General features: G+C 36.5%; 10 protein-coding genes and 1 CRISPR repeat array. Of the genes, 5 read left to right on the top strand and 5 right to left on the bottom strand.

What is annotated here, in order from left to right; translation table 11 throughout:
* Positions 1-29: 29 nt before the first annotated feature.
* On the top strand, positions 30-374 hold the full coding sequence (locus tag HMPREF3029_RS08940) for a phospholipase D-like domain-containing protein (protein ID WP_070710501.1): 345 nt from the start codon (positions 30-32) through the stop codon (positions 372-374).
* A 257-nt stretch (positions 375-631) separates the two neighbouring features.
* Positions 632-1693, top strand: coding sequence for a hypothetical protein (locus HMPREF3029_RS08935; protein ID WP_070710499.1), 1062 nt, complete (start codon positions 632-634; stop codon positions 1691-1693).
* Positions 1694-1802: 109 nt separating this feature from the next.
* On the opposite strand, the gene HMPREF3029_RS08930 is transcribed toward HMPREF3029_RS08935, so the two are convergent.
* From HMPREF3029_RS08930 to HMPREF3029_RS08920, 3 genes are all read right to left on the bottom strand, one after another.
* Positions 1803-3086, bottom strand: a complete 1284-nt coding sequence (locus HMPREF3029_RS08930) for an NCS2 family permease (protein ID WP_210400791.1) — start codon at positions 3084-3086, stop codon at positions 1803-1805.
* A gap of 75 nt (positions 3087-3161) precedes the next feature.
* Complete coding sequence (locus HMPREF3029_RS08925; RefSeq protein WP_070710495.1) at positions 3162-3578, bottom strand: universal stress protein; 417 nt, start codon at positions 3576-3578, stop codon at positions 3162-3164.
* Complete coding sequence (locus HMPREF3029_RS08920) at positions 3571-5040, bottom strand: SulP family inorganic anion transporter (RefSeq protein WP_070710493.1); 1470 nt, start codon at positions 5038-5040, stop codon at positions 3571-3573. The genes HMPREF3029_RS08925 and HMPREF3029_RS08920 overlap by 8 nt, the downstream gene beginning before the upstream one ends.
* A 119-nt stretch (positions 5041-5159) precedes the next feature.
* Between HMPREF3029_RS08920 and HMPREF3029_RS08915 the strand changes: the two genes are divergently transcribed.
* Positions 5160-5834 (top strand): hypothetical protein, encoded by a 675-nt coding sequence (locus HMPREF3029_RS08915; protein ID WP_070710491.1) that lies wholly within the window; start codon positions 5160-5162, stop codon positions 5832-5834.
* 46 nt (positions 5835-5880) lie between these two features.
* On the top strand, positions 5881-7074 hold the full coding sequence (locus HMPREF3029_RS08910; RefSeq protein WP_070710489.1) for a trans-sulfuration enzyme family protein: 1194 nt from the start codon (positions 5881-5883) through the stop codon (positions 7072-7074).
* A gap of 25 nt (positions 7075-7099) precedes the next feature.
* Here the strand turns inward: HMPREF3029_RS08910 and HMPREF3029_RS08905 are convergent, their stop codons facing one another.
* Positions 7100-7345, bottom strand: coding sequence for a DUF3923 family protein (locus HMPREF3029_RS08905; RefSeq protein ID WP_070710486.1), 246 nt, complete (start codon positions 7343-7345; stop codon positions 7100-7102).
* A 95-nt stretch (positions 7346-7440) separates the two neighbouring features.
* On the opposite strand from HMPREF3029_RS08905, the gene HMPREF3029_RS08900 reads away from it, so the two are divergent.
* Positions 7441-7857: a VOC family protein gene (locus HMPREF3029_RS08900; protein WP_070710484.1), complete on the top strand. Its 417-nt coding sequence runs from the start codon at positions 7441-7443 to the stop codon at positions 7855-7857.
* Between the two features lie 339 nt (positions 7858-8196).
* Here the strand turns inward: HMPREF3029_RS08900 and HMPREF3029_RS08895 are convergent, their stop codons facing one another.
* Positions 8197-8544 carry an SdpI family protein gene (locus HMPREF3029_RS08895; protein WP_083315028.1) on the bottom strand — a complete coding sequence of 116 codons (348 nt, stop codon included), beginning with the start codon at positions 8542-8544 and terminating at the stop codon, positions 8197-8199.
* Positions 8545-8611: 67 nt separating this feature from the next.
* Positions 8612-8842: a CRISPR direct-repeat array (repeat unit 33 nt; unit sequence GTTTTATTGATAAGCAATTATCGAGAGTGCAAA).

Raw genomic sequence — 8842 nt, 5'->3', positions numbered from 1 at the left:
TAGCTTTGAATTTAAGGTAAAAGTAGTTAATGAACTACAAAAACCCACCTGAAATTCGTTGGTATAAGTCGCATGGCGAGCAGTATCATGCAAAATTTATGCTTCATAACAATAATGGTGAGGAATCCACATTAATTCTAGGCTCATCTAACTTTACAAGACGTAACTTGAAAGACTTAAACTTAGAAACAGACCTTATTGTGAAGTCAAATTCGGACAGCGAAGAAATGATTGCTATGAACGAATACTACAATAGACTTTGGAACAACGAAGATGGTATTTACACGCTCGATTATGAAGAAGAAAGAGAAGATAGTGTTATGAAAACAATTCTCTACAGAATTCAAGAAAGGCTAGGTCTTTCCACATTTTAGGGATAGTTATCTTACATAGTTCTTTTTATTAATATGCTCATGCTAAATAGATATAGAATCACTAGACGATCTAAGTTCATTAAAAATAACACTTGTAAATACAGATACACGTAGTAATCACGAGAGTATACTAAAAACAAACACGTATATCGCAAAATAGGAATAAACTTCCTATGTTTATCCCTATTTTTATTTAGCAATATTAATAGTTTTCGATATAATTACACTGAATCAATTAGATTAAGGAGAAAATGCTAATGAGATTTCTATTGATGTTATGTTTACTAACATTAACTCTTTCTGCTTGTAGCCAATCACAAGAAAATCCTGAAGAGATTGTCGTTGAGCGAAAGAATAGTTCAGAACAAGACAAACAAGTAATAGACAAAAAGAAAGATAAAGATAATGAGAGCAATAAAAAAGCAGATATGAAAAAAGATACTAAGGATAAGTCAAAAGAGAAACAGTCTTATGAAAATCTAACTGTTAATGACATCGTTGCAATGGCGCTTAAAGAAGATTCAATCAGCGACATTAGTATAACTGCTGATGATTTGTTATCTGGCTCTTTTGAACATAGCGCACCTAGTTTTACTTCAGTTGAACAAATAGACCGTTTACTATTAAGTCCCATGGATTATCATATTTCCCCTGGCTTGACTAAAAATCAAAAAATTTATTCAGTATCTCCACCAAAAACAAACGCACAATCTATAATAATTATAGATGAAGAAACAAATGAAATTGTCATAACAGGAACTCAACAAACTTTGTCTTATGCAGAATTCAGAGAAATAGGATATGTGTTTAATATTAAAGATCTATTTGACAAATACTACGATGATGATTTAGAAAAGATATCACAAAAAATTGTTTTAACTGATGAAATGACTTACGAAGATTACTCAAAAGAAGATATCATCGCTCTAGCGTGGCTGACATATTTTTACAATGATGAAACAATAGATTCGATTCCAGTAGATCCGACAACGCCTTACCTCACATATAGTGATATGAGTAATAAGCCACTAAATCCCTATAATATAGATAGTACTGTCGCGCTACAGGAAGGAACGATAACTATTCAGGCTAAAATACTCGCTGATGGACAAGTGACTTTTGTCGATAACAAAGATGGTACATTTACTTATTATAACGTGCCTGCACATTTTCAAGATCAAAGATGGCTAGATGATGATAATTACTCACTCAACGAATCTAAGAGAATTATTAATGAGGCCAAAGTTGTACCTATCCTTAAAGTTCCTTACGACATCTTACGGTACTACAGCAATATCGTAACACCATCAGAGTATTGATTTTTACATTTTCTATAATTATGTAAATAAAAAAATACGGTAAATGATTCAAGAATCATTTACCGTATTTTTGTTTTATTCGTCCTCTGTATGAGTAAAATATCTCTCCTTATAAGAATCCGATTTGGATAATGAATAATACCGCAAACACATATATTAAAGGATGAACTTCTTTACCTCTACCTGCAACGAGTTTGAGTAACGGATATGTGATAAATCCGAGCGCGATTCCCGTTGCGATACTTGCCGTAAATGGCATCGTTAAAACGATAATAAACGTTGGGAATGCGTCATCAAAACGCGACCAATTGACTTTCGCTAATCCCGTCATCATAAAGCTACCAACGATTATAAGTGCTGGTGCTGTAATTGCAGATAACGCTGAAATAGATTCAATAATCGGTGAAAAGAATAACGTTAACATAAATAGTACCGCTACGACTAACGTCGTAAGCCCAGTACGTCCACCGACTTGAACACCTGATGATGATTCGATATACGCACTTGACGGTGTCGAACCAAACGTCGCACCAACTGTCGTTGCGACCGCATCTGCCATTAACGCCTTTTTAGCACCTGGTAGTTCGCCGTTTTTCATAAGACCTGCTTGTTCAGCAACACCGATCATCGTACCTGTCGTGTCGAATAGTGTTACAAGTAAAAATGCGAATACGACTGAGTATAACGATTGACTAAATACTCCGCCTAAGTCGATATCAAAAAATACTGGTGACGGAGGCGTAGATACGACACCATTATCGATGTGAAGAAGTCCAGTCACGTAACCGATAATTGCCGTCACGAGCATTCCGATAAATAATGCCCCTTTAACGTTACGCGCAACAAGAATTAACGTCAGCAATAAACCAACGACTGTTAGTATCGTTACCGGTGACTTAATATCACCAAACGCAACGAGCGTTCCTTCATCTGCCACGACAATACCTGACATTTTTAAACCGAGTGACGCGATAAATAAACCAATACCACTTGCGACTCCAACTTTTAACGGTGCCGGAATCGAGCGGATCAGTGTTTCACGAAGTGACGTAAATGTTAGCAGTAAAAATATTACCCCTGCAAAAAACACTGTTCCGAATACTGCTTGATACGTCACGCCTTCGGTGAATACGACCGACACAAAATATGCGTTCATACCCATACCAGGCGCGATTGCGATTGGATAATTCGCCCATAACGCCATAATGAGCGTACCGATAACCGCAGAAATCACCGTCGCAATAAACACCTGGTCAAACGGTACCCCAGCTGCTGATAAAATCGCTGGGTTTACGATTACGATATACGCCATTGTAAGAAACGTCGTCAGACCCGCAATTAACTCCGTACGGACGTCTGTCCCACGTTCATGTAACTTAAAGAATTCATTCATAATTATATTCTCCCTAATGATTAAACTAACATACTAATTTTACGCTTCATTCGCTTAGTCGTCTAGAGGTTCTCACTACTTCACGATCACAACTGGTATTTTTGATTTCTTCGTGACTTGATGGCTTACGCTTCCGAGCATCATCTCTTGGAATGCGTTTAACCCTCTTGAACCGATAACGACAACGTCATAAGTACCTTCGTTTGCGATTGCTACTACTTTTCGGATCGGCTTCCCCGATTCTAAACGGAGTTGATAATTTACATTGTTTGAATCATATAATTCAGTAATTGGCTGAAGCACTTTAATATGTTTCTCTTTTATATCTTTCTCGCCAGGTTCGTCTTGTAAAAAGTCGTATTTCACCGCTTCAGTTTCTAATACGCTTAACACTGTAACGACGCTGTCTTCACCAGCGAATTTTAACGCTTCTTTTGCAGCGCGGAAACTATAATCCGAGCCGTCTGAAGCAAGTAGTATTGATTTATACATTATCGTGCACTCCTTTTTGTATAAGATGAGACTCTTCTATCGTAGTTCGTGTTATAAACTTATCATAACTGTTTTTAGATAAATGTGTTACGTAAACTTGATTGTGTACTTTTAGTTGATGAACGATCTGCTCAACTGCCTCTAATGCAGCGTCATCGTATATTCTTGAGTCGTCGAAATTTAAGTATATTGTCTGGCCTTTATCGTTTAAATCGATATGGTCTATCATCGATTCAATCGACGCGTAAAAAATATTCCCTGACACTTTATACGTAACGACGTCACTTACTTCTTTAGTCACTGTAACGTTCGAGATCCTTCTTAAGAAGAATAACGCACTTAAAAGCACCCCGAGAATGACCCCGACCGCTAAGTTGTTCGTTAAAACGACTGCTACAACTGTAATGAGCATGACGAAAATATCGCTCTTTTCAGCGTACTTCACGTATTTAAACGTGCCCCAGTCAAATGTCTTTAACGCGACCATTACCATAATCGCTGCGAGTACAGACATCGGAATCTGAACCATAATATCGCCTAAAACGAGTATCATAAACATTAAAAAGGCACCTGCAGTAAACGTCGAAAGACGTGTTGTACCACCGTACTCAACACTTACGACTGATTGTCCGATCATCGCACAACCACCCATTCCACCGAAGAAACCTGTAATAATATTTGAAATCCCTTGTCCGCGAGATTCCTTATTTTTGTTACTCATCGTACCTGTCGCATCATCGACGATTTTAGCTGTCAATAAACTCTCAACGAGTCCGACAATCGCCATAGAAATCGAGTAAGGTAAAACGATCAGTAGTGTTTCTAACGTATACGGTACATTCGGAATAATTAATTCTGGTAATGTACGTTTAATTTCCCCTAGGTCACCGACTGTTTTAATATCTGCACCAAAGATAATATATACACTCGTTAAAATGACAATCGCAAATAGTGGTGCTGGAATCGTCTTAACAAAACGCGGTGTAATATACACGATCAGTAACGTGACAGTGACATATATGTATGTCGCAAATGATATATTAAAAATATGCTCAAGTTGTGCCATAAAGATTAAAATTCCTAGAGCATTCACAAAACCAATCATCACTGAATTCGGTATAAACTTCAGTAAAGATCCGACTTTTAGCAACCCAAAAATCACTTGGATAATCCCCATCACAATCGTTGCGAAGATTAAATAATCAACACCATACTCCTTAACAAGTGGGCTCACTAAAAGCGCAATCGCACCAGCAGCTGCAGAAATCATCGCCGGGCGCCCACCTAAAAACGAAATCGAAATCGCCATAACAACCGACGCGTATAATCCAACCATCGGTTCGACACCTGCAATAAAAGAAAAAGCAATCACTTCTGGAATTAACGCAAGTGAGACGACAATCCCTGCCAATATATTTTGAAGCGGCTGATTTAGCCACTCGGCTTTTATTTTTTCTACCATAGTAACCTCCAGTTTCCAAACATCTATTATAATGGAAATAACAGTATAGTTGCATGTAAAATCTGCTATATTATAATTTAAGAAGAAAAAACACAACGTATAATGTGAGGTGGTAATTTTTGAAAAAAGTATTATACACATTCGCTTCGCTTTCACTCATACTCGCTGCGTGTAGTAAAAAAGACGTGGTAGACACTGAGAAGCCTGAAAACGAAGTCGAACGTTCGCATCAAGAAGCGAAATCTGATACAGAAAAAGACAAAGAAGAAACTGAAACAAAAGAAGACACACCCCTAATCGCATTTGAAGACTTAACGACAGAACATCTATTAGCAATGACGATTTACGAACAACAAGTAATCGACGAATTTAACGAATACGTATTACCAACAGCAGACGAGATATTCGCTGGGGAGTATTCGCGTCCTCTTTACCCTGGTGGTGAAAGCGCTGACGTAACGAATCAAATACCAGAAGTCAGTATAATAAGTGTAGACGTCACTGACGTACTCGTAGATACACCACAAGATCCACTCACATTCTACGTCGTCAACCCACCAAGCATGGGTGGAATGTCCGTATTTGCAGTAGGAGAAACATACACGTTACTCTACTCATCACTCGGAGAACTTACGTACCAAGAAGCATTAAACTATGGCCACAAATATAACATTAAAGAATTATACGAAAAGCATAAAAACAACGAAAACATATTAAACCTCATTGAACGAATGAACAGCTATGAAAATATGGAAGCGTATTACAAAAAAATAGATTCTATGTATGGAGAATAAAAATACATTTAAAAATTACTACATTCTAACTGAAGGAGTTTCAATCATGCGTTCAAACGTTAACTTTAACACGAAGATTATTCATAACTGTCAGACAGAAAAAGAAGCGGGCGCAATCGTTCAATCGATTGTTCCTGCTGTTGCATACTCATTTGACTGTACAACTGATGCTCAGCATGCGACAAAATGTGCATCTGAAATTCATTACGGTCGATACGGTAATGAGACGACTAAGCAATTAGAACAAAAAATTGCGAGTCTAGAAGAAGCAGACGATGCACTTGCAGTAAGTAGCGGCATGGCAGCAATTAGTATCGCACTACTCTCACAACTAAAATCCGGTGATCACGTACTCGTTACAAAAGACTTATACGGCGGTACGTACAGTTTCTTAACAAAAATCGCAAGCCGATATAACATCGAATACGACTATATCGACTGCACTGATACAAATACAATAGAACAACATATTAAAGACAATACAAAAGTGATTTTTATAGAAACACCATCCAACCCGACGTTAACAATATTAGACATAGAAGCAATATCACACGTTGCAAAGAAATATCACTTAAAAGTCATTATCGATAACACGTTTATGTCACCATACTTACAGCGCCCACTCACACTCGGCGCAGATATCGTTGTACATAGCGCAACAAAATACTTAAACGGTCACGGCGACGTCGTTGCAGGTCTCATTTGTGGTTCAAACGAAGACATCGCATTTATGCGTCAAAACATCATGGGAGAACTCGGACAAAACTTAAACGCGTGGGATGCGTTCTTAATCCTTCGTGGGATTAAAACATTATCCGTCCGAATGGATAGACACTGTGAAAATGCAAAAGCGGTATTCCAATACCTAAATAAACATCCACTTGTAAAAAACGTCTATTTCCCGGGTGATGAAAACCATCCACAAAAAGAAACTATAGAGAAACAAATGGCAGACAGTGGCGCAGTCGTATCCTTTGAAATCGATGGCGATTCAAAGATGGCAGAAGCACTGTTAAACCATTTAAAACTCATCATCATATCATTCAGCCTAGGTGACCCAGAAACACTCATCCAACACCCAGCATCCATGACACACTCAGCAATACCAGTGGAAGAATTAAAAGAATTCAACCTAACAGAAAGCCTCATACGTTTGTCCGTTGGACTTGAAGCGGCAGAAGACATTATCAACGATTTAAATCAAGCGTTTGATAAGGTGAAAGAAGAGTTTATTAAATAAATAAAACCCCGTTAAGCTAAAAATTTTAACTTAACGGGTTTCTTCTTTGTCTATTTTTAATGACTAAGTTCATAACTAACCATATGACTTGTATGATAAACGGGATTATAAAAGCTGCGGCTAACACTGCGATATTAAGAAGTTTTAATTCCGTTGTTTGAACTGCACCAGTCGCATCAACTTCTCGTAACCAAAGAAATGCTGAAATTGCTAAAAAGCTTGCGACTTCTACAATCGTGACTAACCACCAAAAAATCCATGAGACTTTCATAACATCATCCCCTTTTTTAGAATAACATACTATGCCTTTGACATTATAAAATGTATTCACTTATAATTAAAAATATTTCTAAGGAGATGATCACATTGGATTTTTATCAAATGCCGATGTTTAACAAAATTCTAGTCAAGGATATTGAGCATTCAGAAAAATGGTACGAGAAAACTCTTGGCTTTAAGAGCGTGTTTAAATTTAGAAACGACAAAAACGAAGTGCTTATGAATCATTTACGATTAGAAAAGTATCAAGATATAATGCTGATTTCTAGTGATGATTTCGAAGTTGGTAATTCAGTCTATATAAATGTACTCATTAACGACATTGAAGAAAAGTCAGAAACCATCTCACCAAAGTTCATTGTACATGAATTAGAAGAACAACCGTGGAATGCTAAAGAAATGACCGTGAAAGACCCTGATGGGCATTTAATTACACTTACACAATCGAATATTAGTGATGCAGATTTCGAAAAGTTAATGAAACTGACTTCTAAAAAGTATTAATAGATTTTTTAAATATTAATTCTTAAAAAAGACCCCAAGTAATTATTATCAATTACTTGGGGTTATTCCTATTCTCCAAACAGATCTGTACTCCATCATTCTTTTTAAATTAAGAGAATTATAGTTCTAGCAATATAATATGAAATTAAGAATAGGACTAATGGTTTGATAAAGCTTTTATCGCTGTTTTTAAAAGTAACTATAATATTTATAGAAATAATCAATGGTAGCCATAAATACCAAAACATTAGATCATTGAGTAGAAAGTCTACAATATTAATCACACCTTAATACTTTTGAACAGGAACGTTGCAATTCTCTACCACATATTTTGTAATATTAACCACCATAAGAACTTAACTTTTTCTCTGTCAGTAAAAATATCAGTATAAATCCAACAACAATGTTTACAGCTTGGAAAATTATAGACCATATAACAATGGTATCTCCTAATAAACCTATTAATGAAAGAATGTCGATTACAACAAAGGGCACCAATAAAGTTGAAATGATAAAGAATATTTTATACATCAATTCAAAAGCTGTTTTTTGTGCGAGATTCCAATTATGATCATTAGCCAAAGCCCTCTTAGTTCTATAACCCACAAAGTTATTTGCTTTTTTAATAGGTTCCTCTTTAAAAAACTTCCCGATTAGACATAAAATGATAGTTGCATTTATTAGCATATCATCTTTCCCCCTCTTCAATGACTTGCGATGTAAGGGTCCTACCGCATAGTACCATTTTAATAGTTGTTTCATTGTAAGCAATTATCGAGAGTGCAAAAACTACTAGCACTCGGACTATTTGTCGCAGTGCGTTTTATTGATAAGCAATTATCGAGAGTGCAAAAACTCGTTCAGCACGTACTCGAAGTTGTTTTGAGTTTTATTGATAAGCAATTATCGAGAGTGCAAAAACAGGAATCCTTCGCGGACAAAACCGTCTGTTGTTTTATTGATAAGCAATTATCGAGAGTGCAAA

This window comes from Nosocomiicoccus sp. HMSC059G07 (assembly GCF_001815515.1).
GTDB lineage: Bacteria > Bacillota > Bacilli > Staphylococcales > Salinicoccaceae > Nosocomiicoccus > Nosocomiicoccus ampullae_A.
The sequence above is the reverse complement of the archived record's forward strand: the minus strand, read 5'-3'. Positions and strand labels throughout refer to the sequence as shown.